This is a genomic window from Aquincola tertiaricarbonis (assembly GCF_000969605.1).
In the GTDB taxonomy this organism is placed as follows: domain Bacteria; phylum Pseudomonadota; class Gammaproteobacteria; order Burkholderiales; family Burkholderiaceae_C; genus Aquincola; species Aquincola tertiaricarbonis.
This window is the reverse complement of record NZ_JZUE01000010.1, coordinates 60,957-84,933: the sequence shown is the minus strand read 5'-3', so window position 1 is coordinate 84,933 and position 23,977 is coordinate 60,957. Positions and strand designations below refer to the sequence as shown.

The 23,977-nt window shown below is 69.9% G+C and carries 25 protein-coding genes; 14 read left to right on the top strand and 11 right to left on the bottom strand.

From position 1 onward, the window contains the following. The first annotated feature begins 15 nt into the window (after positions 1-15). Entirely contained in the window at positions 16-1,032 is a 1,017-nt protein-coding gene (locus VO99_RS13910) for a lysylphosphatidylglycerol synthase domain-containing protein (RefSeq protein WP_046113614.1), read from the top strand. Here the strand turns inward: VO99_RS13910 and VO99_RS13905 are convergent. Next, complete coding sequence (locus VO99_RS13905) at positions 935-1,780, bottom strand: alpha/beta fold hydrolase (protein ID WP_046113471.1); 846 nt, start codon at positions 1,778-1,780, stop codon at positions 935-937. The two genes, VO99_RS13910 and VO99_RS13905, sit on opposite strands and share 98 nt — an antisense overlap. Before the next feature lie 138 nt (positions 1,781-1,918). Here VO99_RS13905 and argG point away from each other — a divergent pair, with 138 nt between their 5' ends. The 10 genes from argG (at position 1,919) to VO99_RS13865 (ending at position 11,444) form a co-directional block, all read left to right on the top strand. Next, on the top strand, positions 1,919-3,268 hold the full coding sequence (gene argG / locus VO99_RS13900; protein WP_046113613.1) for an argininosuccinate synthase: 1,350 nt from the start codon (positions 1,919-1,921) through the stop codon (positions 3,266-3,268). A gap of 499 nt (positions 3,269-3,767) precedes the next feature. Beyond that, complete coding sequence (locus VO99_RS13895) at positions 3,768-6,059, top strand: heavy metal translocating P-type ATPase (RefSeq protein ID WP_046113470.1); 2,292 nt, start codon at positions 3,768-3,770, stop codon at positions 6,057-6,059. Between the two features lie 31 nt (positions 6,060-6,090). Beyond that, positions 6,091-6,267, top strand: a complete 177-nt coding sequence (gene ccoS / locus VO99_RS29535; protein ID WP_083440592.1) for a cbb3-type cytochrome oxidase assembly protein CcoS — start codon at positions 6,091-6,093, stop codon at positions 6,265-6,267. Positions 6,268-6,344: 77 nt separating this feature from the next. Continuing rightward, positions 6,345-7,784: a cytochrome-c oxidase, cbb3-type subunit I gene (gene ccoN, locus VO99_RS13890; protein ID WP_046113469.1), complete on the top strand. Its 1,440-nt coding sequence runs from the start codon at positions 6,345-6,347 to the stop codon at positions 7,782-7,784. A gap of 14 nt (positions 7,785-7,798) precedes the next feature. Then, the gene (ccoO, locus tag VO99_RS13885; RefSeq protein WP_046113468.1) at positions 7,799-8,419 is read left to right on the top strand and encodes a cytochrome-c oxidase, cbb3-type subunit II; all 621 of its coding nucleotides are present in this window, start codon (positions 7,799-7,801) and stop codon (positions 8,417-8,419) included. A 17-nt stretch (positions 8,420-8,436) separates the two neighbouring features. After that, positions 8,437-8,598: a cbb3-type cytochrome oxidase subunit 3 gene (locus VO99_RS30270; protein WP_157039564.1), complete on the top strand. Its 162-nt coding sequence runs from the start codon at positions 8,437-8,439 to the stop codon at positions 8,596-8,598. Then, positions 8,595-9,512 (top strand): cytochrome-c oxidase, cbb3-type subunit III, encoded by a 918-nt coding sequence (ccoP, locus tag VO99_RS30265; protein ID WP_046113467.1) that lies wholly within the window; start codon positions 8,595-8,597, stop codon positions 9,510-9,512. The genes VO99_RS30270 and ccoP overlap by 4 nt, the downstream gene beginning before the upstream one ends. Positions 9,513-9,518: 6 nt before the next feature. Next, positions 9,519-10,934: a cytochrome c oxidase accessory protein CcoG gene (ccoG, locus tag VO99_RS30260; protein WP_046113466.1), complete on the top strand. Its 1,416-nt coding sequence runs from the start codon at positions 9,519-9,521 to the stop codon at positions 10,932-10,934. A gap of 22 nt (positions 10,935-10,956) precedes the next feature. Further along, a complete protein-coding gene (locus tag VO99_RS13870) occupies positions 10,957-11,202 on the top strand; it encodes a hypothetical protein (RefSeq protein WP_046113465.1) in 246 nt (81 codons plus the stop codon). Beyond that, positions 11,199-11,444, top strand: a complete 246-nt coding sequence (locus VO99_RS13865; RefSeq protein WP_232315363.1) for a hypothetical protein — start codon at positions 11,199-11,201, stop codon at positions 11,442-11,444. The genes VO99_RS13870 and VO99_RS13865 overlap by 4 nt, the downstream gene beginning before the upstream one ends. On the opposite strand, the gene fnr is transcribed toward VO99_RS13865, so the two are convergent. Further along, positions 11,425-12,141, bottom strand: a complete 717-nt coding sequence (gene fnr, locus VO99_RS13860; protein ID WP_375136395.1) for a fumarate/nitrate reduction transcriptional regulator Fnr — start codon at positions 12,139-12,141, stop codon at positions 11,425-11,427. The genes VO99_RS13865 and fnr overlap by 20 nt on opposite strands. 131 nt (positions 12,142-12,272) lie before the next feature. Here fnr and hemN point away from each other — a divergent pair, with 131 nt between their 5' ends. Both hemN and VO99_RS13850 read left to right on the top strand, forming a co-directional pair. Next, complete coding sequence (gene hemN / locus VO99_RS13855) at positions 12,273-13,682, top strand: oxygen-independent coproporphyrinogen III oxidase (RefSeq protein ID WP_046113463.1); 1,410 nt, start codon at positions 12,273-12,275, stop codon at positions 13,680-13,682. Continuing rightward, a complete protein-coding gene (locus VO99_RS13850; RefSeq protein WP_046113462.1) occupies positions 13,682-14,374 on the top strand; it encodes a sulfite exporter TauE/SafE family protein in 693 nt (230 codons plus the stop codon). Before hemN ends, VO99_RS13850 begins: the two co-directional genes overlap by 1 nt. Here VO99_RS13850 and VO99_RS13845 read toward each other — a convergent pair whose 3' ends face one another. Continuing rightward, positions 14,375-14,581 carry a dodecin gene (locus VO99_RS13845; RefSeq protein WP_046113461.1) on the bottom strand — a complete coding sequence of 69 codons (207 nt, stop codon included), beginning with the start codon at positions 14,579-14,581 and terminating at the stop codon, positions 14,375-14,377. It abuts the gene before it with no gap. Between the two features lie 250 nt (positions 14,582-14,831). Between VO99_RS13845 and VO99_RS13840 the strand changes: the two genes are divergently transcribed. Next, entirely contained in the window at positions 14,832-15,134 is a 303-nt protein-coding gene (locus VO99_RS13840; protein ID WP_232315362.1) for a hypothetical protein, read from the top strand. Positions 15,135-15,239: 105 nt separating this feature from the next. Here the strand turns inward: VO99_RS13840 and VO99_RS13835 are convergent, their stop codons facing one another. From VO99_RS13835 to paaK, 8 genes are all read right to left on the bottom strand, one after another. Then, positions 15,240-15,926, bottom strand: coding sequence for a DUF6781 family protein (locus tag VO99_RS13835; protein WP_046113460.1), 687 nt, complete (start codon positions 15,924-15,926; stop codon positions 15,240-15,242). A 92-nt stretch (positions 15,927-16,018) separates the two neighbouring features. Then, the gene (locus VO99_RS13830) at positions 16,019-17,161 is read right to left on the bottom strand and encodes an NAD(P)/FAD-dependent oxidoreductase (RefSeq protein WP_259374794.1); all 1,143 of its coding nucleotides are present in this window, start codon (positions 17,159-17,161) and stop codon (positions 16,019-16,021) included. 21 nt (positions 17,162-17,182) lie between these two features. Next, positions 17,183-17,929: an ABC transporter ATP-binding protein gene (locus tag VO99_RS13825; RefSeq protein ID WP_046113459.1), complete on the bottom strand. Its 747-nt coding sequence runs from the start codon at positions 17,927-17,929 to the stop codon at positions 17,183-17,185. Then, positions 17,926-19,773 (bottom strand): branched-chain amino acid ABC transporter ATP-binding protein/permease, encoded by a 1,848-nt coding sequence (locus VO99_RS13820; protein ID WP_046113458.1) that lies wholly within the window; start codon positions 19,771-19,773, stop codon positions 17,926-17,928. The genes VO99_RS13825 and VO99_RS13820 overlap by 4 nt, the downstream gene beginning before the upstream one ends. Continuing rightward, positions 19,773-20,801 (bottom strand): branched-chain amino acid ABC transporter permease, encoded by a 1,029-nt coding sequence (locus VO99_RS13815; protein WP_046113457.1) that lies wholly within the window; start codon positions 20,799-20,801, stop codon positions 19,773-19,775. Before VO99_RS13815 ends, VO99_RS13820 begins: the two co-directional genes overlap by 1 nt. A gap of 8 nt (positions 20,802-20,809) precedes the next feature. Next, positions 20,810-21,964, bottom strand: coding sequence for an ABC transporter substrate-binding protein (locus VO99_RS13810; RefSeq protein ID WP_046113456.1), 1,155 nt, complete (start codon positions 21,962-21,964; stop codon positions 20,810-20,812). Then, entirely contained in the window at positions 21,961-22,614 is a 654-nt protein-coding gene (locus VO99_RS13805; protein ID WP_046113455.1) for a TetR/AcrR family transcriptional regulator, read from the bottom strand. The genes VO99_RS13810 and VO99_RS13805 overlap by 4 nt, the downstream gene beginning before the upstream one ends. Before the next feature lie 33 nt (positions 22,615-22,647). Beyond that, positions 22,648-23,961, bottom strand: coding sequence for a phenylacetate--CoA ligase PaaK (gene paaK, locus VO99_RS13800; RefSeq protein ID WP_046113454.1), 1,314 nt, complete (start codon positions 23,959-23,961; stop codon positions 22,648-22,650). Positions 23,962-23,977: the final 16 nt, after the last annotated feature.

Genomic DNA, 23,977 nt, shown 5'->3' with positions numbered 1-23,977 from the left:
CAGGAGGCCGCAGCCGTGGCATCCCCCGAAGCAACCGGCCTGGCCGCCCGCGCCTGGTGGCCCTGGGCCAAGCGCATCGTCACGCTGCTGTTCTTCGGCGCGGTGCTGTGGCTCATCGTGCACCAGGCGCGCACCATCGACTGGAGCGAGGTGTGGCAGGCAGCGGCCAGCCATCCGGTGGAAGGCCTGCTGCTGGCCGCGCTGCTGGGCGCCTGCAGCCACCTGCTGTACAGCAGCTTCGACCTGCTGGGCCGGCGCTACACCGGCCACACGCTGCCCACCGCCACGGTGATGCTCACCACCTTCATCAGCTACGCGTTCAACCTGAACATGGGCTCGCTGGTGGGCGGCGTGGGCTTCCGCTTCCGCCTCTATTCGCGGCTGGGGCTGGACAACGCGAGCATCGGCCGCATCCTGGGCGTGAGCATGCTCACCAACTGGTTGGGTTACCTGCTGCTGGCCGGCGCCATCTTCGCTTCCGGCCTGCTGGAGATCCCGCCCAACTGGCGCATCGCCGAGCCCACGCTGCAGGTGCTGGGCGGCCTGCTGGTGCTGGCCGGCCTGGGCTACCTGGCGGCCTGCTTCCTGTCCAAGCGCCGGCTGCTGGTGCTGCGCGGGCATGAGCTGCCGCTGCCCACCGGCCGCATGGCGCTGCTGCAGGTGCTGATGTCCTGCACCAACTGGATGCTGATGGGCGCCATGGTGTGGACCCTGCTGGACCAGCGCATCGGCTACCCCACCGTGCTGGGCGTGCTGCTCATCGCCGCCATCGCCGGCGTGGTGACCCATGTGCCGGCCGGCCTGGGCGTGCTGGAGGCGGTGTTCGTGGCACTGTTGTCCGACCGCATGCCGGCCGGCGAGCTGCTGGCCGCGCTGCTGATCTACCGCGGCATGTACTACCTGGTGCCGCTGGCGGTGGCCACGGTGCTGCACCTCACGATCGAGGGGCGGCTGCTTCGGGCAACGGCCCCGCCGCCGTCGCGGCAGGCGCCGCCGCGCGGGAGGCCAGCCAGTCCAACACCGCTGCGTTGAACTCGGCCGGCCGGCCCACCATGACCCAGTGGCCGGTGGGCAGGCCCACCACGCGGTTGCCCGGCTGCGCAGCCAGCTTTTCCGCCCAGGCGCGGGAGTGGAACATGAACGGCTTGCGCTGGCCGTAGAAGAACAGCATCGGGCACGGCGGCACGAAGGCCCGCGGCCGGCCGAAGCCGCCCGCCTCCTTGAACCACTGCACCGCATACGGGTAGCCCATCTGCGCGCCGATGCGCGCCTGCGGCGCCGGCGCCCGGAACAGCTTCGCGGTGCGCCGCGCGATGGCATCGCCCACGCTGCCGCGCAGCTTCCAGGCGGTGGCCAGCGTGAGCTGGTAGGCCACCGCGCCCAGCTTGCCCTTGGCGCCCATCTCCTTCAGGTTGTGGTGCGAGCCGGCATCGCCGATGTCCACGCCGACGAGGCGCTTGACGCGGTCGGGATGGCGCATCAGGTACTGGTAGCCGAAGAAGCAGCCCCAGTCGTGCACCAGCAGGATCACCGGGCGGCCGGGGCTCACCTGGTCGATCACGGCGCGCAAGGTGTCGATCACTTCGTCCAGGCTGTAGGCGCGGTCGATCGGCCGCGTGATGTCGAAGCCCGGCAGCGTGAAGCGCACGCAACGGTAGTGCGCCTTGAAGGCGGCGACCTGCGGGTCCCACAGGTGATGCGTGTCGGGCCAGCCGTGCACCATCACGATGGTGTCGGGGCCGGTGCCTTCTTCGATGATGTCGACGGGTATGGAGGCCATAGGGGTGGACTGTAGGGCTGCGCTCCTGCGCAGTAGACCGGATGCCTGCCGGGACGGCTGTCGCCGCGGCGACCCGGGAGACTCCGCCTAGACTTGCGGGTTTTCCAAGCATTGCCCACCTTCTCCCGAAAGACCACCGTGGCCGCGACCATCCTGCAAAACCTCCCCGCCGGCGAGCGCGTCGGCATCGCTTTCTCCGGCGGCCTGGACACCAGCGCCGCGGTGCACTGGATGCGCGCCAAGGGCGCCATTCCCTGCGCCTACACCGCCAATCTGGGCCAGCCCGACGAGAGCGACTACGACGAGATCCCGCGCAAGGCGCTGGCCTATGGCGCCGACATCGCCCGCCTGATCGACTGCCGCCCGCAGCTGGTGGCCGAAGGCATCGCCGCCATCCAGTGCGGCGCCTTCCACATCTCCACCGGCGGCGCCACCTACTTCAACACCACGCCGCTGGGCCGCGCCGTGACCGGCACCGCGCTGGTGGTGGCGATGCGCGACGACGGCGTCAACATCTGGGGCGACGGCAGCACCTACAAGGGCAACGACATCGAGCGCTTCTACCGCTACGGCCTGCTGGCCAACCCGGCGCTGCGCATCTACAAGCCCTGGCTGGACCAGACCTTCATCGACGAGCTGGGCGGCCGCAAGGAGATGAGCGAATACCTCATCGCCAACGGCTTCGACTACAAGATGTCGGTCGAGAAGGCCTACTCCACCGACAGCAACATGCTGGGCGCCACGCACGAGGCCAAGGACCTGGAGTTCCTGAACGCCGGCATGCACATCGTCAAGCCGATCATGGGCGTGGCCTTCTGGCGCGACGACGTGGTGGTCAAGGCCGAGACGGTGTCGGTGCGCTTCGAGCAGGGCGTGCCGGTGGCGCTGAACGGCATGACCTTCCCGAGCGCGGTGGCGCTGTTCGAGGAAGCCAACCGCATCGGCGGCCGCCACGGCCTGGGCATGTGCGACCAGATCGAGAACCGCATCATCGAAGCCAAGAGCCGCGGCATCTACGAAGCCCCGGGCATGGCGCTGCTGCACATCGCGTACGAGCGGCTGGTGACCGGCATCCACAACGAGGACACCATCGAGCAGTACCGCATGAACGGCCGCAAGCTGGGCCGCCTGCTGTACCAGGGCCGCTGGTTCGACCCGCAATGCCTGATGCTGCGCGAATCGGCCCAGCGCTGGGTGGCCCGCGCCATCACCGGCGAAGTGACGCTGGAACTGCGCCGCGGCAACGACTACTCGATCATGGACACCGTGAGCGAGAACCTGACCTACCAGCCCGAGCGGCTGAGCATGGAAAAGGTGGAAGGCGCCTTCACCCCGGCCGACCGCATCGGCCAGCTGACGATGCGCAACCTGGACATCCAGGACACGCGGCAGAAGCTGGGCATCTACACCGGCGTCGGGCTGCTGGGTGCGGGCTCGGAAGGCAGCATTCCGTTGCTGACTTCGGGGGCTGGGGACGGCGAGGGCTGATCGCTTTCTGTTGCGCTGGGCCAGCGGGGTACTTACCTCCGGGACTGTCCCCCGGCTTGGGCCTGCGGCCCAAGCCTCCTCCTTGATGTCCCTGCGGCAAGCACCCCGCCGGCCCCGACCCGGGCGGCTGCTCGCGCTGAAATGCCGTTGAACGGCGGGGCGCCTGTAGACCGAGGCGCCTGCGAGGTGTGTGCAGCCTAGGCGGCAGCGAGCCCCACGCGGGAGGGTGGCGTGCTGGGCGCAGGGACATAAGAGGAGGAGGTCCCAGCCCCAAGGCTGGGGCCGGGGGACAGTCCCGGAGGCCAGCGCCCCGCCCGCCCGCGGCGCACAGGCGCATGGAGACCATCCATAAGCCCTCCCGCGCCAATCAGGCAGATGGAGCCCATCCACAAGCCCGATCTCCCGAACAAGAAGCCGAACAGGGCCCAGTCCCACCCAGACCGCCCCGGCTTGATCCAGGTCATGCCGCCCCCGCGGCCCGCCGCCTACATTCCCGGCCATGACCGAAGCCGCTGCGGCAGCGGCGCCCGGCTTCGCGGCGCCGCCCCTTCTCGCCACCCTGGACGACCCGCTCGAGCTGCGGGCGTTCACCTCGTTCTCCGCCGACGCGGACGGGCGCCGGGTGGCCGAAAGCGCCTTGTGCTTGAGCGGCCTGCACTGCGGCAGCTGCGCCAGCATCATCGAAAACGCCTTGCGCCAGGTGCCCGGCGTGCTCTCGGCCAGCGTCAATGGCGCCGCCCAGCGTGCCAGCGTGCGCTGGGACGTGGCCGCCACCAGCGCCTCGGCCCTGGTGGACGCGGTGCAGCGTGCCGGTTATGGCGCCGCCCCCGACACCGCCGCCGGCGCCCGCGCCCAGCGGCTGACCGAGCGCCGCAGCGCCACCTGGCGCCTGTTCGTGGCGGCCTTCTGCTCGATGCAGATCATGATGATGGCCGCGCCGGCGTACTTTGCGGCGGCCGGCGAGCTGGCGCCCGACCTCAAGCAGCTGCTGGACTGGGCCAGCTGGCTGCTGACGCTGCCGGTGCTGTGGTTCTCGGCCGCGCCCTTCTTCACCGGCGCCTGGCGCGCCGCGCGGCAGGGCCGCATCGGCATGGATGCGCCGGTGGCCATCGGCGTGGCGGTGGGCTTCGTGGCCAGCAGCGGCGCCGCCTTCGATCCCGGCGGCCTCTTCGGCCACGACGTGTACTTCGACTCCATCACCATGTTCGTCGCCTTCCTGCTGGGTGGCCGCTGGCTGGAGATGGCGGCGCGCCACCGCGCGGCCGAGTCGCTGGAAGCCTCCATCGGCCAGTTGCCCACCGCCGTGCTGCGGGTGCGCGCCGACGGCAGCACCGAGACGGTGAGCGCCCAGCGCGTGGCCGCGGGCGACGTGCTGCGCGTGCCGGCCGGCCAGGCCTTCGCGGCCGACGGCGTGCTCACCCGCGGTAGCACGCAGGCCGACGAGGCCCTGCTCAGCGGTGAATCCCGCCCCGTGCCCAAGCAGGCGGGCGATGCGGTGGTGGCCGGCAGCCTGAACCTGCAGGCGCCGGTGGAGATGCGGGTGGAGCGTGTGGGCGCCGACACCCGCCACGAGGCCATCGTCGCGCTGATGCGGCAGGCCCTGTCGCAGCGGCCCTCGCTGGCCCGCAGCGCCGACCGCTGGGCTGGCCCCTTCCTGGCGGTGGTCATGCTGCTGGCCGCAGGTTCGGCGCTGGCCTGGTGGTTCATCGATCCTTCACGCGCGGTGTGGGTGGCGGTGTCGGTGCTGGTGGTCACCTGCCCCTGCGCGCTGTCGCTGGCCGCGCCTTCGGCCCTGCTGGCTGCCGCGGGCACGCTCGCCCGCCGCGGCGTGCTGCTGCGCCGGCTGGATGCGCTGGAGACGCTGGCCCAGGTGCGCCACCTGTTCCTCGACAAGACCGGCACCTTGACCGAAGGCAGCCTGCGCTGCAGCGAAGCACAACTGCAGCCCGGGGCGCCCGCCTGGGGCAGCGCATCCGAGCTGCGGGCACGGGCCGCCTCGCTGGCGGGCTGGTCCAGCCATCCGCTGTCGGCCGCCCTGGCCGCGGAGGGCCGCGGACCGGAGGCCTTCGCCTGGCAGGCGGTGCAGGAGCGGCCGGGCCAGGGCCTGCAGGCACAGGACGACGAGGGCCGCGAATGGCGGCTGGGATCGGCCGCCTTCGTCGGCGCTGCCGATGCCGCGCCCTCGCCCGACCCCGAGGTGTGGCTGGGCTGCGAAGGCCGGCCGCTGCTGCGCCTGCTCTTCGCCGAACGACTGCGTGCCGGCGTGGAGCCGGCGCTGCGCCAGCTGCAGGCCGACGGCGTGACGCTGACGCTGCTGTCCGGTGATTCGCCCGAGCGGGCCGCCGCCATGGCGGCCCGGCTGGGCCTGCAGGTGGCAGCCTCCGCGGCCGGCACGCAGCAGCGCGGCCTGCAGCCCGAAGACAAGCTGGCCGCGCTGCGCCAGGCGCAGCAGCAGGACCAGCGCGTGGCCATGCTGGGCGATGGCCTGAACGATGCACCGGTGCTGGCCCAGGCCGACGTCTCCTTTGCGATGGGCGAAGGTGCGCTGGTGGCCCGCAGCCATGCCGATGCGGTGGTGGTCTCCAACCGCCTGGCCGATGTGGCCGACGCCCGCCGCCTGGCGCAGCACACGATGCGGGTGGTGCGGCAGAACATGCTGTGGGCTGGCCTGTACAACGCGGCCTGCGTGCCGCTGGCGGTGGTGGGCCTGATGCCGCCCTGGGCCTCGGGCCTGGGCATGGCGCTCAGCTCGCTGCTGGTGATCGGCAACTCGCTGCGGCTGGCCCGCTGACTCGTCTAGACAAGTTCCCACGCATCGCACCATGGACATCCTGTACCTGCTCATCCCGATGTCGGCCCTGCTGGTCCTGGCCATCATGGGTGCCTTCGCCTGGGCGCTGTTCGGCGGCCAGTTCGACGACCTGCAGCGCGCAGGCGAGGACATCCTGCAAGAAGGCGTGGAAACCACACCCGGTTCCCACGGCACTGGCGGCGATTGATCCGCATCAAGGCCGCTTGAAGGCCTTGTCCCAACAATCCGGGCTGTCCTCTCACAAGCTCGGAAAGGAGGCGGCCGATGGCTGCCAATCCAGTCTCTTCAAACGCGGTGGCCTACACCGACGACGCCGTGCGTGGCTTCTCGCTCGCGGCAGTCCTGTGGGGCGTGGTGGGCATGGCGGTGGGCGTGTTCATCGCCGCGCAACTCACCTGGCCCGAACTCAACTTCGGCATCCCCTGGCTCAGCTACGGCCGCCTGCGCCCGCTGCACACCAATGCGGTGATCTTCGCCTTCGGTGGCTGCGCGCTGTTTGCCACCAGCTACCACGTGGTGCAGCGCACCTGCCAGACGCCGCTGTTCCTGCCCTGGCTGGCCAAGTTCACCTTCTGGGGCTGGCAGCTGGTGATCCTGGCCGCGGCCATCTCGCTGCCCATGGGCTTCACGCAGGGCAAGGAATACGCCGAGCTGGAGTGGCCGATCGACATCCTGATCGCCGTGGTGTGGGTCAGCTATGCCATCGTGTTCTTCGGCACCATCGGCATCCGCAAGGTGCGTCACATCTACGTGGCCAACTGGTTCTTTGGCGCCTTCATCATCGCCGTGGCGCTGCTGCACATCGTCAACAGCGCGGCGCTGCCGGCCGGCATGATGAAGAGCTACTCGGCCTATGCCGGCGTGCAGGACGCCATGGTGCAGTGGTGGTACGGCCATAACGCGGTCGGCTTCTTCCTCACGGCCGGCTTCCTCGGGATGATGTACTACTACATCCCCAAGCAGGCCGAGCGGCCGGTGTACAGCTACCGGCTGTCCATCGTGCACTTCTGGGCCCTGATCTTCACCTACATGTGGGCGGGCCCGCACCACCTGCACTACACCGCCCTGCCCGACTGGGCGCAGTCGGTGGGCATGGTGTTCTCGCTGGTGCTGCTGGCGCCCAGCTGGGGCGGCATGATCAACGGCGTGATGACGCTCAGCGGTGCCTGGCACAAGCTGCGCGACGACCCCATCCTCAAGTTCCTGATCGTGGCCCTGTCGTTCTACGGCATGAGCACCTTCGAGGGCCCGATGATGTCCATCAAGACGGTCAATGCGCTGTCGCACTACACCGACTGGACGATCGGCCACGTGCACTCCGGCGCGCTGGGCTGGGTGGGCCTGATCTCCATGGGCTCGCTGTACCACCTGATCCCGCGGCTGTACGGCCGCACCGAGATGTTCAGCGTCAAGGCCATCGAGCTGCACTTCTGGACGGCCACGCTGGGCATCGTGCTCTACATCGCCGCGATGTGGATCGCCGGCGTGATGCAGGGCCTGATGTGGCGCGCGGTGAATCCTGACGGCACCCTCGTCTACACCTTCGTCGAGAGCGTCAAGGCCACCTTCCCCTTCTACGTGGTGCGCCTGCTGGGCGGCCTGCTGTACCTGGGCGGCATGGTGCTGATGGCCTGGAACGTGGTGATGACCGTGCGTGGCGGCCGCCGCAGCGTGGCCTATGCGCCGCAACTCGTGCGCGCCTGAAGGAGCAACACAACATGAGCAATGACACCCAGGCACGCGGCCACCAGCGCATCGAGACCAGCAACTTCCTGATGATCGTGCTGATCCTGCTGACGGTGGCCGTCGGCGGGCTGGTCGAGATCGTGCCGCTGTTCTTCCAGCGCAGCACCACGCAGCCGGTCGAAGGCCTCAAGCCCTACACCGCGCTGCAGCTCGCCGGCCGCGACGTGTACACCCGCGAGGGTTGCTACAACTGCCATTCGCAGATGATCCGCCCGCTGCTGGCCGAGACGCTGCGCTATGGCCAGCCCTCCAAGGCCGGCGAGTTCGTCTACGACCACCCCTTCCAGTGGGGCAGCAAGCGCACCGGCCCCGACCTGGCCCGCGTGGGCAGCAAGTACAGCGACGAATGGCATCGGGTGCACCTGATCAACCCGCGCGACCTGGTGCCCGAATCCAACATGCCGGCCTACCCCTGGCTGGAGCGCACCGCGGTGGACGCCGCCTCGCTGCCCAAGCACCTGGCCACGCTGCGCACGCTGGGCGTGCCCTACAGCGACGCCGACATCGCCGGCGCGGCCGAGGCCGTCAAGGGCAAGACCGAGCTGGATGCGCTGGTGGCCTACCTGCAGGTCATGGGCACCCACGCCAAGTAGACGGAAGGCACACCACCATGGACATCAACGTTCTCCGCAGCGCCGTGACGCTGTGCGGCCTGGTGCTGTTCATCGCACTGGCCGTGTGGGTGTGGCTGCCCACCCGCCGCGCCGCGCTGGACGAAGCCGCGCTGCTGCCCTTCAACGACGACATGCACAAGGAAGGAAGGAGCTCATGAGCGACTTCATCAACAGCGGCTGGGCGCTCTTCGTCGCAGGCGCCACCATCGTCAGCCTGGTGTTCTGCCTGGCCCTGCTGTTCATCGCGGCACGCCGCCGCGTGATGGCCGACGACAACACCACCGGCCACGTGTGGGACGACAACCTGGTGGAGCTGAACAACCCGCTGCCGCGCTGGTGGATGTGGCTGTTCATCATCACGGTGCTGTTCGCCGCCATCTACCTGACCACCTATCCGGGCCTGGGCAGCCACCAGGGTACGCTGGGCTGGTCCAGCGCCGGCCAGCTGGATGCCGAGAAGGCCAAGGCCCGCGAGGCCGCGGCCCCGGTGTATGCGGCCTTCACCGGCAAGCCGGTGGAGGAACTGGCGCGCAACGAGCAGGCCATGGGCATCGGCGAGCGGCTGTTCGCCAACAACTGCGCCACCTGCCACGGTGCGGATGCCCGCGGAAGCAAGGGCTTCCCCAACCTGACGGACCGCGACTGGCTGTGGGGCGGCTCGCACGAGAAGATCGTCGAGACCATCACCCAGGGCCGCCAGGGCATGATGCCGCCGATGGCCGCGGCGGTGGGCAGCTCCCAGGACGTGCGCAATGTCGCCCAGTACGTGCTGAGCCTGTCGGGCGCGCCGCACGACGCCATCGCCGCCCACCTGGGCAAGGACAAGTTCAGCGCCTGCGCGGCCTGCCACGGTCCGCGTGGCCAGGGCAACCCGGCGCTGGGTGCGCCCAACCTCAGCGACCGCATCTGGCTGCACGGCTATGGCGAGGCAGCCATCATCGCGATGATCACCAACGGCAAGACCAACGTGATGCCGGCCCATGGCACGCGGCTGAGCCCGGAGCAGATCAACGTGCTGGCCGCCTACGTGTGGAACCTCTCGCAGCCTGCCACGGTGGCCAAGGCGCCCTGATCCGTCATGTCCGCCCAGCCCAAGCCCACGCGTGTCGTGTGGCTGTACGAGTCCCAGAAGAAGGTCTATCCGCGTTCGGTCAAGGGCTGGTTCGCGTCATGGCGCTGGGCCATGGTGTGGTTCACGCAGATCCTGTTCTACGGCCTGCCCTGGCTGCGCTGGGAGGGCCGCCCGGCGGTGCTGTTCGACCTGGCGGCGCGGCGCTTCTACATCTTCGACCTGATCCTGTATCCACAGGACTTCATCTACCTCACCGGGCTGCTGATCCTCAGCGCCTATGCGCTGTTCTTCTTCACCGCGGTGGGCGGCCGGCTGTGGTGCGGCTATGCCTGCCCGCAGACGGTCTACACCGAGATCTTCCTGTGGGTGGAGCACCGGCTGGAGGGCGAGCGCGGCGCCCGCATGAAGCTCGATGCCGGCCGCTGGAACGTCGAGAAGCTGTGGCGCAAGGGCGGCAAGCACGCCATCTGGCTGGCCATCGCGCTGTGGACGGGCTTCACCTTCGTCGGCTACTTCACGCCCATCCGCACGCTGTGGGCCGAGGCCTTCACGCTGAGCTTCGGGCCGTGGGAGTGGTTCTGGGTGCTGTTCTACGGCTTCGCCACCTATGGCAACGCCGGCTTCATGCGCGAGCAGGTGTGCAAGTACATGTGCCCCTATGCCCGCTTCCAGAGCGCGATGTTCGACCACGACACGCTGATCGTCAGCTACGACGAGAAGCGCGGCGAGCCGCGTGGCAAGCGCGGTCGCGATGCCGACAAGGCCAGCCTGGGCGTGGGCGACTGCATCGACTGCGGCCTGTGCGTGCAGGTATGCCCCACCGGCATCGACATCCGCAACGGCCTGCAGTACGAATGCATCGCCTGCACCGCCTGCATCGACGCCTGCAACGGCGTGATGGACAAGATGCACCAGCCGCGCGGGCTGATCCGCTATGCCACCCAGAACGCGATGGCGCTGGACGTGCAGGCGCCCGGCCAGCTGCTGCGGCGCATCGCGCGGCCGCGGGTGCTGGTGTATGGCGCGGTGCTGCTGCTGATCTCCGGCGCGTTCATCGTCAGCCTGATGCAGCGCTCGCCACTGAAGGTGGACGTGGTGCGCGACCGTGCCTCGCTGGCGCGCATCGTCGACGAAGGCCGCATCGAGAACGTCTACCGGCTGCAGCTGATGAACGCCAGCAGCGAGGTGCAGCGCTACCGGCTGACGGTCAGCGGCATCGAAGGCGCGCAGCTGGCCGAGCATGCGCCACTGGTGCTGCAGCCCGCCGAGGCCCGCTGGTTCGTGCTGCAGGTGCAGCTGCCGCCGCAGGCCGCGCAGTCGCTGGGCAGCGGCGCGCATCCGCTCCGCTTCCAGGTGGTGTCCGAGCCCGGCAGCCTGCCGGCCGACGTCACCGAGAAGTCCACCTTCGTCGTTCCGCGCTGAAACAGGCGCCCGAGGATCCGTCATGAAATCGCTCGATGTGCAACCCGTGATGCCCTGGTGGCGCGTGCCCGCCGTGTGGCTTGTGGTGGCCGGCCCCGCCGCGGTGGTGGTGGCCGGCATCGCCACCGCGGTGATCGCGGTGCGCGGCGCCGACCCGGTGGTGGCGCCTTCGGCCATTCCGCGCGCCGTCACGCAGCTCACGGTGGACACGCCGGCACCGGCCCCGGCGCCGCGGCAAACGCCCGCCGAGCCCGAGGCCCGGCCGTGAGCTTCGCGCTGCGCGCCGTGCTGATCGGCTGGCCGGCCTTCGTGATGGCCGGCGTGCTGGAGATGCTGGTGTTCGCGGTGGTCGACCCCGCCTCGCTCACCTGGTTCGGCCAGGAGCCGATCGGCTGGAGCCACAGCGCGGTCTACACCGTCACCTTCCTGATCTTCTGGGCGGTGATCGCCACCGCCGGCGCCATCACCCAGCTGCTGGGCGAGCCGGTGCTCAGCAGGTCGACGCGTTGACCAGCTTGCGCAGGCCTTCCTGATCGGCGATGCGGATATGGCGCTGCTTGACCTCCAGCAGCCCTTCCTCCTGGAACTTGGAGAAGGTGCGGCTGACCGTCTCCAGCTTCAGGCCCAGGTAGCTGCCGATCTCCTCGCGCGTCATGCGCAGCACCAGGGCCGAGGCCGAGAAGCCGCGCGACTGCAGCCGCTGCGTGAGGTTGAGCAGGAAGGCGGCCAGCCGCTCCTCGGCCCGCATGCTGCCCAGCAGCAGCATCACGCCGTGGTCGCGAACGATCTCGCGGCTCATGATCTTGTGGAACTGCCGCTGCAGGTCGGTGAACTCGCGCGAGAGGTTCTCCAGCTCGCTGAACGGGATCACGCACACCTGCGAGTCCTCCAGCGCCACCGCATCGCAGTTGTGGCGGTCGGTGCTGATGCCGTCCAGCCCCAGCAGCTCGCCGGCCATCTGGAAGCCGGTGACCTGGTCGCGGCCGTCCTCGGCCGACACGCAGGTCTTGAAGAAGCCGGTGCGCACCGCGTAGAGCGAATGGAAGGCATCGCCGGTGCGGAACAGCGCCGCGCCGCGCGGCACGTTGCGGCGCGCATCCACCAGGGTGTCCAGGCGCTCCAGGTCGGGTTGAGAAAGGCCCAGCGGCAGACACAGCTCACGCAGGTTGCAACTGGAGCAAGCCACCTTGAGTGGCTCGATGCGAATGGTAGGTGTGGGGCTATTCACTGCTTAGCCGTCCTGGTTGAGCTCAGTCAAGGATTGTTGCGCGCCCGCCCTCGCAGGCAGTTGCGCCACATCAAGCACGCCAGGCCGGTCCTCCGGCAAAGTTGAATGCGATGAACGCGATCGGTACCACTCTTCGCACCGCCCCCCTGGACACCGAGTTGCTGCGCCGATTCGACGTGCCGGGGCCACGGTACACCTCCTATCCTACGGCTGATCGCTTTATTGAAGCTTTCGGCGCTGATGCCCATGCCAATGCGCTGCGGCTGCGCTCGGAAGCCAGCGTGGGCGGGGGCCAGCCGCTGTCGATCTACGTGCACGTGCCGTTCTGCGAATCGGTCTGCTATTACTGCGCCTGCAACAAGGTCATCACCCGCCGGCATGAGCGCGCGGTGCCCTTCCTGCAGGCCCTGGCCGCCGAGGTGGCGCTGCATTCGGATGCGCTGGGGCGCGGCCAGGCGGTCTCGCAGGTGCACCTGGGCGGTGGCTCGCCCACCTTCCTGAACGACGAGGAACTGGCGCAGCTGATGGACCTGCTGCGCGCGCACTTCCGCGTCGTGCCGGGGGCGGAGCTGTCCATCGAGATCGACCCGCGCACCGTGGACGCGCAGCGCCTGGCCGCGCTGCGCGGCATGGGCTTCAACCGGCTGAGCTTCGGCGTGCAGGACTTCGACGCCCGCGTGCAGCAGGCGGTGCACCGGGTGCAGCCGCTGGAGATGGTGCGCGGCCTGATGCAGTCGGCCCGCGCGCTGGGCTTCGATTCCATCAACGTCGACCTGATCTACGGCCTGCCGCAGCAGACCCAGCTCAGCGTGGCCACCACCATCGCGCAGGTGATCGAACTCCAGCCCGACCGCATCGCGCTCTATGCCTATGCCCACCTGCCTGCACGCTTCAAGCCGCAGCGGCGCATCCATGCCGCCGAGCTGCCACCGGCCGCCGACCGGGTGCTGATGCTGGAAGGCGCGGTGGCGCAGTTCCTGGACGCAGGCTACGTGTACATCGGCATGGACCACTTCGCCCGGCCCATCGACCCGCTGGCCATCGCCAAGCGGCAGGGCCGGCTGCACCGCAACTTCCAGGGCTACAGCACGCAGCCGGACTGCGACCTGATCGGCCTCGGGCCCTCGGCCATCAGCCGCATCGGCGCTTCCTACAGCCAGAACGCGAAGGACCTGCAGGGCTGGTACGACGCGCTGGCGCAGGGCCGCTTCGCGGTGGAGCGCGGCCTGGCGCTCAGCCGCGACGACCTGCTGCGCCGCGCCGTGATCATGGCGCTGATGTGCCAGGGCCGGCTGGAGTTCGAGTCCATCGAACTTTCGCACCTGATCTCGGTGCCGCAGCACTTCCGCGAGGAAATCTCCCGGCTGCAACCGCTGGCCGAAGCCGGCCTGGTGGAGCTGGGCCCGGACGCCATCCAGATCACGCCCGCCGGCTGGTACGTGGTGCGCGCCATCGCCATGGTGTTCGACCGCCACCTGCAGTCCGACCGCCAGCGGGAGCGCTTCTCGCGGGTGATCTGATGAGCAGCGGCGCCCTCATCGCCGGCGCACTGGCGCTGGGCTTCGCCAGCTCGCCGCACTGCGGCCTGATGTGCGGCAGCGCCTGCGCCGCCCTCAGCCGCGGCGGCCGCGGCGATGCGGTGGCGCTGCATGCCGGACGCCTGGCGGGCTATGCCGCCGCGGGCGCGGTGGCGGCGGCCAGCATGGGCGCGCTGGGGCGCTGGGCGCAGATGGCGCCGATGCTGCAGCCGCTGTGGAGCGCCCTGCATGCGGCGCTGCTGGTGTGGGGCCTGTGGCTGCTGGCCACCGGCCGCCTGCCGGCCTTCTGGGGCCGCCTGTCGGGGCGCACGCCGGACGGCTGGCAGCGCATGCGCGGGCCGGTGCGCAAGGCCGGCATCGGCGTCGCCTGGGTGGCCTTGCCCTGCGGCATGCTGCAGGGCGCGCTGCTGCTGGCTGCCCTGGCCAATGGCCCGCTGGGAGGCGCCTCGGTCATGGCCGCCTTCTGGCTGGGCGCGGGGCCGGTGCTGTGGCTGGCGCCCGCGCTGTGGCTGCGGCTGGCCGGCGGCGCCGGAGGCGGCCAGGCCGTGGCCGGCGCAGGCGCGCTCGCCCGAGGCTGGCCGGTCCGGCTGGCCGGTGCGGCGGTGGCGGCCTCCTCGGCCTGGGTGCTGGCCGGCGGGCTGATCAGCCGCGCCGTGGCCTGGTGCCTGGCCTGATCACTCCAGGGTGAAGCCCACCTTCAGCGTCACCTGCCAGTGGGCGATGCGGCCTTCCTCGACATGGCCGCGGGTCTCGGTCACCTCGAACCAGCGGATGTTGCGCACCGATTCGGCGGCCTTGGCGATGGCCGTCTGGCAGGCGTCCTCGATGCTCACGGTGGACGAACCGGTGAGTTCGAGCAGCTTGTACACATGGTTGCTCATGCTGGTCTCCGCAGGGGTTGGGGTGATCCAGCGTAGCGCGGGCGCAAACGATTGGCACGCCCGACGCCCGCCGAAGAGGCGTGGCATAATTGCAACTCCTAAAGGACTTGCCGGCCGACACCAGCAAGTCCTTCAGCACGTTCTGTCCGCCAGCCGCCGCCCTCTTGTCACTCCGGTGCCCTGGAAATCGCCCGCTTCGGCCTCACGGTCCTGATCCGGCCCCTCGTTCCTCTCGCCCCCTCACAAGCACATGGCCAAAGACGCAGTTAAGACCACCATCGACGCCAACGGGCTGCGTTATCGCAGCAAGGCATCTGGATCGCCCTTCGCCTCCACCGGCGTGTTCAGCGCGGCGACGATGTCGTGTTTCCTGTGCGGCAAGCACCGCACGCGCTCTTCGCTGAAGTCGCGCCGCTTCCTGGGCAAGACCCAGTTCGTCTGCGCTCCGTCGTGCAAGGAAGCGGAAGCCGGCGTGGCGCCGAACGCTGCTCCGGCCACCGCCGCCGCGCCGGCCGCCGACACGCCCGACACCGGCAGCAACAACAACACCTGATCCCCGCACGGCGGCCCCGGCGCAGCGCGCCGGACTGCACGCCGCCTGCCGGACCGCAACGCCGCCCGCCTCACCGCGGGCGGCGTTGTCGTTTGCGGCCCCCGTTCAGCGGGGCTTCGTCTTCTTGGCGGGCGCGGCGGCCGCCGTCTGCTTGAGCGCATCGGACATGCCGATCAGCACGCCGCTGACCATGGCCGCGTAACTCTGCGCGAAGGCCTGCGCGGCCTTGACGCTGGCCGCGCGGCTGTCGCGCAGCGCGGTCTGCATCTGCTCGGCCAGGCCCTGCACCGTCTGCGCGGCCTGGGCGCCGGTGTGGGTGCCGCCCGCCTGCAGCTTGCCCAGCACCTGGGCCCACGGCGCGGCCAGTTGCTCGCCAGCGCCATCCACCGACTTGGCAATGGCCTTGAACATCGTGTCCTCGAGCTTTTCCAGCGTCTCGACGGCCTTCTTCATGTTGCTGTCCTGCAGCGTCACGCCCTGGTCGACGAACTGCTGCAGCGCCACCCGGTTGGCATCCACGGCCTTGAGCAGCGCGTCGTCCATGCCCTGCACCGCATCGGACAGCAGGTTCTCCACATCCACGTCGGGCACCATGTTCTTGGCCGCGCCCGCGCTCACGGCCTGGGCGATGCCCTTGAGCGTGCTGCGGATGTTCTGCAGCGTCAGCTCGCGGCCCTGCAAGGCCTTCAGCGTGGCGTCGAACACCGCCTTGCGGGCCTGCTCGCCCTGCTGGGCACCGGCCTCGGCGAAGGTCTGGATCAGCGCTTCCTGGTCGAAAGGCATCTTGGCCATGCGTGTGTCTCCTGCGGCGTTTGAGGTTGGTCGGACGCTGCACGTTATGCCGCGCCTGCATGGCCGGCTCTCGGCGTAAACCCTGCGGGCGCTCAGTCCGCCAGCGCGCGGTGCACCGCCTGACCGATGGCCAGCGCGGAGGTCAGTCCCGGCGACTCGATGCCGAACAGGTTCACCAGCCCCGGCACGCCATGCTGCGCCGGGCCCTGCAGCTCGAAGTCGCGCGCCGGCTCGCCATCGGCCTGGATCTTGGGCCGCACGCCGCTGTAGGCCGGTTGCAGCGCGCCGTCGGGCAGCGCCGGCCAGTAGCGGCGGATCTCGGCATAGAAGCCATCGGCGCGGCGCGGGTCGACGCGGTAGTCGATCGGCGCGTCGTCGCTCAGCCATTCGGTGTCGGGGCCGAAGCGCGCCTGGCCGCCCAGGTCCAGCGTGAGGTGCACCCCCAGGCCGGCAGCCTCGGGCACCGGGTAGATCAGGCGCGAGAACGGCGCCTTGCCCGCCAGCGAGAAATAGCTGCCCTTGCAGTAGTGCGCCGCGGGCACCAGCGCCTGCGGCAGTCCTTCGATGCGCGCGGCCAGCGCCGGTGCGGCCAGACCGGCGCTGTTGACCACGATGCGCGCGCGCAGCCGCATCGGCTGGGCACCGCCCACGTCGAGCTCGATGCCCTGCGGCACCACGCGGCCGCCGCGCACCGGGCTTTCGAAGGCCAGCATCGCGCCGTGGTCCTCCGCCTCGCCCTGCAGCGCCAGCATCAGGCCATGGCTGTCGACGATGCCGGTGGAAGGCGAATGCAGCGCGGCGGTGGCCTGCAGAGCCGGCTCCAGGCGGCGGGCGGCATCGCCGTCGATGAGCAGCGCGTCGTGCACGCCATTGGCCTGGGCCTGCTGCAGCAGCTTGTGCAGGTAGGCCTGCTGGCCGGGCTGCGTGGCCACCACCAGCTTGCCGCAGCGGCGGTGGGCGATGCCGCGCTCGGCGCAGTAGGCATAGAGCTGCTCGCGGCCCTTCACGCACCATCGGGCCTTGAGCGACCCGGGCGGGTAGTACAGCCCGGCATGGATCACCTCGCTGTTGCGGGCACTGGTGACAGTGCCGATCGCGTCCAGCGCCTCCAGCACCACCACCTCGTGACCGGCACGTGCCAGCGTTCGCGCCACCGCGAGCCCGACCACGCCGGCCCCGATCACCACCGCCTGAACCTGTTCGATGTCGTCCTTCATGCCGACATCATCGGCCAAGCCGTGGCGGATGCGCTTCCGTCAGGCCGCGCGGGCGGCGCCGCCCAGGCCCAGGTAGGCCTCGACGATGCGCGGATCGTGGGCCAGCGTGCGGGCCTCGCCCTCGATGGCCACCGCGCCCATCTCCAGCACATAGGCGCGGTCGGCCACCTGCAGCGCGGCCCGTGCGTTCTGCTCCACCAGCAGCACCGACACGCCCATGGTGCGCAGCCGGGCCACCACCAGCAGCACCTCGCGCACGATCAGCGGCGCCAGGCCGAGCGAGGGCTCGTCCAGCATCAGCAGCCTGGGGCGCGCCATCAGCGCACGGCCGATCGCCAGCATCTGCCGCTCGCCGCCGGACAGCGTGGCTGCCAGCTGCGCCCGCCGCTCCTTCAGCCGCGGGAAGATCGCGAACACCTCCTGCATGCGCGCGGCCTGGTCGCGCTGGCCGCGGCGCCACTGGGCAAAGCCGCCCAGCAGCAGGTTGTCCTCCACGCTCATCTCGCCGAACAGCTCGCGCTTCTCGGGCACCAGGCCCACGCCGCGGGCCACCATGGCTTCCACCGTAGGCCGGGCGATGCGCTCGCCACTGAACTGCAGCTCGCCCTGCGAAGGCAGCAGGCCCATGGCGGCGCTCAGCAGCGTGGTCTTGCCGGCGCCGTTGGGGCCGATGACGGTGACGATCTCGCCTTCGCGCACTTCCAGATTGACCTGGTGCAGCGCCTCGACCGGGCCGTAGGAAACGCAGAAGCTGCGCAGCTGGAGCAATGCCTGACCCGCGCTCATGCCACCGCCTTCTCGGCCAGCGCCGCGCCGGCCAGGTCGTCGGCGCCGCCGAGGTAGGCCTCCAGCACCTTCGGGTCGCGCTGCACCTGCGCGGGCGTGCCGTGCGAGATCACCTGCCCGAAGTCGAGCACGGTGATGCGGTCGGCGAGGTTCATCACGAACTCCATGTCATGTTCGACGATCAGGATGCCCAGGCCTTCCTGGCGCAGCTGCGACAGCAGCTCGGCCAGCTGGTGCTTCTCCTTGTGGCGCAGGCCGGCGGCCGGTTCGTCCAGCAGCAGCACGCAGGGGGCGCCGGCCAGCGCGCGGGCGATCTCCACGATGCGCTGCGCACCCAGCGGCAGCGAGCCGGCGGCCTCGTCCACATAGGCACCCAGGCCGCAGCGCTCGATCTGGCGGCGGGCCTCGGCCAGCAGCGCGGCTTCCTCCGCACGATCCAGCCGCAGCATGGCGGCGAACCAGCCCTTGTGGCCGCGCCGGTGGGCCCCGAGGGCCACGTTGTCCAGCACGCTGCGCTCCTTCAGCAGCCGCACATGCTGGAAGGTGCGGCCCATGCCGCGGGCAGCGAAGGCGCGCGAGGGATGGCCCACCATCGGCTGGTCCATCAGGCGGACCTCGCCTTCGGTGGGATCGTCCACGCCCGAGATCATGTTGAAGAAGGTGCTCTTGCCGGCGCCGTTGGGGCCGATGAGCGCATGCACCTCGCCGGCGCGCACGTCCAGCGCCACCTTGTGGTTGGCCACCAGGCCGCCGAAGCGCTTGGTGACTTCGCGCGCGGCCAGCAGCGTCTGCCCGCACGGCGGCAGCGTGGGCTGCGGCAGCGCGGCATGCGCCGCAGCCTGCGCCGTGGCCGTCGGCCGGGCCTTCATGCCCGGTAGCAGCCGCGCGGTGAGCGCGGACAGCATCGGCCACAGGCCGTCGGCATACCGCTGCAGCACCAGCAGCATCAGCAGGCCGAAGGCCACCACCTCGAACTGGCCGCTGGCGCCCAGCAGGCGCGGCAGCCAGTCCTGCAGCTGCTCCTTCATGAGCGTGATGAGGGCCGCGCCCAGCACCGCGCCCCACAGGTGGCCGGCACCGCCCACCACGGCCATGAAAAGGTATTCGATGCCGATGTTGAGATTGAAGGGCGTGGGGTTGACGAAGCGCTGCTGGTGCGCATAGAGCCAGCCCGACAGCGCCGCCAGCATCGCCGCCAGCACGAACACCCGCAGCCGGTAGCGGCCGGTGTCGATGCCCATGGACTCGGCCATCACGCGGCCGCTCTTCAAGGAGCGGATGGCGCGGCCCTCGCGGCTGTCCAGCAGGTTGGACAGGGCCCACATCGCCAGCAGCACCACCGCCCAGATCAGCACGCCCAACGGCCGCGGCGCGATCAGGGACAGGCCGCCGATCTCGATCGGCGGAATGCCGCCCATGCCGGTGTGGCCGCCCAGGAACTCCAGGTTGCCGAACAGGAAGTACAGGCTCAGGCCCCAGGCGATGGTGCCCAGCGGCAGGTAGTGGCCCGACAGCCGCAGCGTGACGGCGCCCAGCACCCAGGCCACCGCGCCGGCCACCGCCAGGCCCAGCAGCAGGCCCAGCCAGGGCAGCAGCGGCGAGCCGGCCAGGCCCAGCATCTGCGCGCCGGCGGTGCCCAGCCAGCCGGTGCTGTAGGCCGCCAGGCCGACGAAGGCGGCCTGGCCGAAGGAGGTCATGCCGGCCACGCCGGTCATCATCACCAGGCCGATGGCCACCAGCGCATACAGGCCGATGTTGTTGACCAGCGTGATCTGGAACTCGGGCAGCAACGCCAGGCCCAGCGCCAGCAGCGCGACGAAGGCAAGCGGCAGCAGACGACGCATCACTCGTCCTCCTCGACATGGCGCGTGCGCAGCGAGCGCCACCACAGCACCGGGATGATCAGCGTGAAGACGATGACCTCCTTGAAGGCACTCGCCCAGAAGGACGAGAACGATTCCAGCAGCCCCACCAGCAAGGCACCCACCACGGCCAGCGGGTAGCTGGCCAGCGCGCCGATGATGGCGGCCACGAAGCCCTTGAGGCCGATCAGGAAGCCGGTGTCGTAATACACCGTGGTGATCGGCGCGATCAGCAGGCCCGAGATGGCGCCGATGAGCGCGGCCAGGGCGAAGCTGAGGTCGCCGGCCAGCTCGGTGGGAATGCCCATCAGCCGCGCGCCGGTGCGGTTGATCGCGGTGGCACGCAGCGCCTTGCCGACGATGCTGCGCTCGAAGAACAGGAACATCGCCAGCATCAGCAGCGCGGCCACGCCCACCACCACCAGCGACTGGCCGGTGAGCGGAATGCCGCCCAGGTCCATGCGAAGGTCGGAGAAGGCCGGCGTGCGCGAGCCCTCGGCACCGAAGAACAGCAGGCCCAGGCCCACCAGCACGCCGTGCAGCGCCACCGAGACGATGAGCAGCATCAGCACGGTGGCATGGGCCAGCGGCCGGTAGGCCACGCGGTACAGCAGCGGGCCCAGCGGCGTGACGATGAGCAGCGTGAGCACGGTCTGCGCGGCCAGGCCGGTGGGCCGGGCCAGCAGCACCCAGGCCGCGGCAACGGCCGGCATCACCACCGCCCACAGCAGCGTGCTGCCCCACTCCACCTGGCGCCCGCGCGAGGCACGCCAGGCCTCGACGGCCAGCACGAACAGCCCCAACCCGACACCCAGCCACAGCGTGGGTGGTGTCTTGCCCAGCTGCAGCGCGGCCATCGACAGCGCACCGAAGGCCACCAGCTCGCCCTGGGGAATGAAGATCACGCGGGTGACGGAAAACACCAGCACCAGCGTGAGGGCCAGCAACGCATAGATGGCACCGTTGACGATGCCGTCCTGGCCCAGCATCAGGGCGATCTGGAAGTCCATTTACTCGGTCACTCGCTCAGGTACTTCCAGGTGCCATTGGAGATGGTCACCATCACCCGGCCGCGCTGGTCGAGGCCGGCATGGTCGGTGGCCGACATGTTGAACACGCCGTGCGCGCCCGGCAGGTCCTTGACCTGTTCCAGCGCATCGCGCAGCGCCGCGCGGAAGGCCGGCGTGCCGGGCTGGGCCTTCTTCAGTGCCTCGGTGGCGGCGGCCTGCATCAGCAGGCCGGCATCCCAGGCATGGCCGCCGAAGGTCGAGACCGAGCCCTTGCCGAACTTGGCCTCATAGGCGGTGACATATTCGGTGGCGCTCTTCTTCACCGGATGGCCGGCCGGCAGCTGGGCGGCCACCAGCATCGGGCCGGCGGGCAGCAGCGTGCCTTCCACGTCCTTGCCGCCCACGCGCAGGAAGTCGTTGTTGGCCACGCCGTGGGTCTGGTAGATCTTGCCCGCATAGCCACGCTCCTTCAGCGCCTTCTGCGGCAGCGCGGCCGGCGTGCCCGAGCCGGCGATCAGGATGGCGTCGGGCCGTGCGGACACCAGCTTCAGCACCTGGCCGGTGACCGACGTGTCGCTGCGGTTGTAGCGCTCGGTGGCCACGATGTTGAGCTGCTTGATACCCACGGCCTTCTGGAATTCCTGCAGCCAGCCTTCGCCATAGGCATCGGCAAAGCCGATGAAGCCCACCGTCTTCACGCCATTGGCGGCCATGTGCTGGGCGATGGCCACGGCCATCATGATGTCGTTCTGCGGCGTCTTGAACACCCACTTGCGCTTCGGGTCGCTGGTGGGCTCCACGATGCGGGCCGAGGCGGCCATCGAGATCATCGGGGTGCTGCTCTCGGCGGCCACGTCGATCATCGCCAGCGAGTTGGGCGTGACGGTGGAGCCCAGCAGCACGTCCACCTTGTGCTCGGTGATCAGCTTGCGGGCATTGGTCACCGCGGTGGTGGTGTCCGACGCATCGTCCAGCACGATGTAGTTCACCTTCTGGCCACCGATCTGCTTGGGCATCAGCTCGATGGTGTTCTTCTCGGGAATGCCCAGCGACGCGGCCGGGCCGGTGGCCGAGACGGTGACGCCGACGGTGATGTCGGCCTGCGCGGCCAGGCCGGCGGTGGCCAGCGCGGCGGCGATCAGCGTGTGCTTGAAGAATTTCATCGGGCTGTCTCCTTGGGATGGATGGGGGAACGCGGAACGCGCGGCGCCGGCTGCGGTGTATTCACCGCATGCAGGCCGCCGAAGAACAGGTCGGCCACCAGCGGGGCCATCGCTTCGTGATTGAGGGCGCCATCCGGCTTGAGCCAGGTGAACATCCAATTGATCATGCCGAACAGCAGCATGGTCAGCGGCTTGTCCAGCTGCTGCGCCGCCAATGCCGGCCGCACCTCCACCAGCGTGCGGGCGAAGGCATTGACCACGCGCCGCTGGCCGTCCAGCACCTGCTGGTGGGCCTGCGGATCGAGGAACTTCACGTCCTCCGTCAGCACCCGGTGGTGGTGCTGGGCATCGGCGTATTCGCGCACGAAGCGGCTGATCAGCAGCCGCAGCCGCTGCTCGGCCGGCAGCGGCATGGCGCCCACCTCGGCCACCAGCGCCTCCAGCCGGCCCACGTGGCTTTGCGCGATCTGCGCCAGCAGCTCGGCCTTGTCGCGCATGTAGTGGTACAGCGTGGCCTTGGACACGCCGCAGGCCGCGGCCACCTGGTTCATGCTGGTGCCGGGGTAGCCCTGGTGGGCGAACAGCGCCGCCGCCTGCGCGAGGATGTGCTCGCGCTGGTCGTCGTAGGTGGCAGCTCGGGTGCGGGCCATGCGGGCAGCTTGTCTAGACAGGTGCCGGCGCGCTCAGCGGCCGCGGCGGTCGATCACGCGGCGGGCCTTGCCCACCAGCGTGCGCTCGATGGAACCGGGCAGCCCCACGTTCACCCGGGTGCTCACGCCGATCAGCGTCTTGATGCGCTGCTGCAGCTGCCGCGCCACGGCCTGGCAATTGGCCTCGGAGGCATCGGCCTCGGGCAGCATCTCGCAGCGCACTTCCACTTCGTCCAGCGTGCCTTCGCGGGTGACGACCAGCTGGTACTGGCCGCCCAGCTGGCCATGCGCCAGCACGAGCTCTTCCACCTGCGTGGGAAACAGGTTCACGCCACGGATGATCAGCATGTCGTCGCTGCGGCCAACGATCTTGCCCATGCGCCGCATGCTGCGCGCGGTGGGTGGCAGCAGCCGCGTCAGGTCGCGGGTGCGGTAGCGGATCACCGGCAGCGCCTGCTTGGTGAGCGTGGTGAACACCAGCTCGCCCTCGCTGCCGTCGGGCAGCACCTCGCCGGTCTCGGGATCGATGATCTCCGGATAGAAGTGGTCTTCCCAGATCACCGGGCCGTCCTGCGTCTCGATGCATTCGCTGGCCACGCCGGGGCCCATTACCTCCGACAGGCCGTAGATGTCGACCGCCGACAGGCCGGCGCTGGCCTCGATGTCGCGGCGCATCGCCTCGGTCCAGGGCTCGGCGCCGAAGATGCCCACCTTCAGCGAACTGGCCGCCGGGTCCAGGCCCTGGCGCTTCATCTCCTCGACGATCACCTGCATGTAGCTGGGCGTCACCATGATGATGTCGGGCCGGAAGTCGGTGATCAGCTGCACCTGCTTCTCGGTCTGGCCGCCGCTCATCGGCACCACGGTGCAGCCCAGGCGCTCGGCGCCGTAGTGCGCACCCAGGCCGCCGGTGAACAGGCCGTAGCCATAGGCCACGTGCACCATGTCGCCGGGCCGGCCGCCGGCGGCGCGGATGCTGCGCGCCACCAGGTCGGCCCAGGTGTCGATGTCCTGCTGCGTATAGCCCACCACCGTGGGCTTGCCGGTGGTGCCCGAGGAAGCATGCACCCGCACCACCTGCTCCCGCGGCACCGCGAACAGGCCGAAGGGGTAGTTGTCGCGCAGGTCCTTCTTGGTGGTGAACGGGAACCTCGCCAGGTCGGCCAGCGAGTGGCAATCCGACGGATGCACGCCCTTGGCATCGAAGGCCGCCTTGTAGTGCGGCACGTTGTCGTACGCATGCTGCAGCGTGGCCTTCAGCCGCTGCAGCTGCAGCGCCTGCAGCTCGTCGGCGCTGGCGGTCTCGATCGGCTCCAGGTCACCGGGGGCGGGCATCTTCACGGGCATGGTGGCACTCCTGTGG

Coding starts and splice junctions, on each gene's coding strand:
- VO99_RS13905 (WP_046113471.1), bottom strand. CDS start 1,780: ATGGCCTCCATACCCGTCGACATCATCGAAGAAGGCACCGGCCCCGAC.
- VO99_RS13895 (WP_046113470.1), top strand. CDS start 3,768: ATGACCGAAGCCGCTGCGGCAGCGGCGCCCGGCTTCGCGGCGCCGCCC.
- ccoS (WP_083440592.1), top strand. CDS start 6,091: ATGGACATCCTGTACCTGCTCATCCCGATGTCGGCCCTGCTGGTCCTG.
- ccoN (WP_046113469.1), top strand. CDS start 6,345: ATGGCTGCCAATCCAGTCTCTTCAAACGCGGTGGCCTACACCGACGAC.
- ccoO (WP_046113468.1), top strand. CDS start 7,799: ATGAGCAATGACACCCAGGCACGCGGCCACCAGCGCATCGAGACCAGC.
- VO99_RS30270 (WP_157039564.1), top strand. CDS start 8,437: ATGGACATCAACGTTCTCCGCAGCGCCGTGACGCTGTGCGGCCTGGTG.
- ccoP (WP_046113467.1), top strand. CDS start 8,595: ATGAGCGACTTCATCAACAGCGGCTGGGCGCTCTTCGTCGCAGGCGCC.
- ccoG (WP_046113466.1), top strand. CDS start 9,519: ATGTCCGCCCAGCCCAAGCCCACGCGTGTCGTGTGGCTGTACGAGTCC.
- VO99_RS13870 (WP_046113465.1), top strand. CDS start 10,957: ATGAAATCGCTCGATGTGCAACCCGTGATGCCCTGGTGGCGCGTGCCC.
- hemN (WP_046113463.1), top strand. CDS start 12,273: ATGAACGCGATCGGTACCACTCTTCGCACCGCCCCCCTGGACACCGAG.
- VO99_RS13850 (WP_046113462.1), top strand. CDS start 13,682: ATGAGCAGCGGCGCCCTCATCGCCGGCGCACTGGCGCTGGGCTTCGCC.
- VO99_RS13845 (WP_046113461.1), bottom strand. CDS start 14,581: ATGAGCAACCATGTGTACAAGCTGCTCGAACTCACCGGTTCGTCCACC.
- VO99_RS13840 (WP_232315362.1), top strand. CDS start 14,832: ATGGCCAAAGACGCAGTTAAGACCACCATCGACGCCAACGGGCTGCGT.
- VO99_RS13835 (WP_046113460.1), bottom strand. CDS start 15,926: ATGGCCAAGATGCCTTTCGACCAGGAAGCGCTGATCCAGACCTTCGCC.
- VO99_RS13825 (WP_046113459.1), bottom strand. CDS start 17,929: ATGAGCGCGGGTCAGGCATTGCTCCAGCTGCGCAGCTTCTGCGTTTCC.
- VO99_RS13820 (WP_046113458.1), bottom strand. CDS start 19,773: ATGCGTCGTCTGCTGCCGCTTGCCTTCGTCGCGCTGCTGGCGCTGGGC.
- VO99_RS13815 (WP_046113457.1), bottom strand. CDS start 20,801: ATGGACTTCCAGATCGCCCTGATGCTGGGCCAGGACGGCATCGTCAAC.
- VO99_RS13810 (WP_046113456.1), bottom strand. CDS start 21,964: ATGAAATTCTTCAAGCACACGCTGATCGCCGCCGCGCTGGCCACCGCC.
- VO99_RS13805 (WP_046113455.1), bottom strand. CDS start 22,614: ATGGCCCGCACCCGAGCTGCCACCTACGACGACCAGCGCGAGCACATC.
- paaK (WP_046113454.1), bottom strand. CDS start 23,961: ATGCCCGTGAAGATGCCCGCCCCCGGTGACCTGGAGCCGATCGAGACC.